Origin of the sequence: Streptomyces sp. BE303 (assembly GCF_036290945.1) — a bacterium.
Lineage (GTDB): Bacteria > Actinomycetota > Actinomycetes > Streptomycetales > Streptomycetaceae > Kitasatospora.
Genome location: NZ_JAQYWZ010000093.1, coordinates 1 through 317, shown reverse-complemented (window position 1 = coordinate 317; position 317 = coordinate 1). Strand labels below are relative to the sequence as shown.

Here is a 317-nt window from a genome sequence, read left to right as displayed (position 1 = left end):
GAGGTGGCGTTGCACGCGCTGCTGTCGCACTGGGGGGTGCGGGCGGTCTGATCGGCACCGCACGGGCGGGCCGGGTGGCGTTCCTGTTCTCGGGCCAGGGTGCGCAGCGTGCGTCGAGGGGCCGGGGGGTGGACGAGGCGTTCCCGGGGGTGGCGGCTGCCGGCGACCAGGTGGCGGTGCACGTGGATGCCTATCTGGACCGGCCGTTGGCGGAGGTGCTGGCGGACGAGGAGCTGATCCACCGCACCGGGTACGCGCAGCCGGCGTTGTTCGCCGTCGAGGTGGCGTTGCACGCGCTGCTGTCGCACTGGGGTGTG

Annotated in this window: 1 protein-coding gene; it reads left to right on the top strand. The window is 73.8% G+C overall.

Annotated elements, in window-relative coordinates; genetic code table 11:
• Window positions 1–74: 74 nt before the first annotated feature.
• Window positions 75–317 (top strand): acyltransferase domain-containing protein (locus PUR56_RS00350; RefSeq protein ID WP_329947353.1); only part of this gene is annotated, 243 nt, incomplete at its 3' end.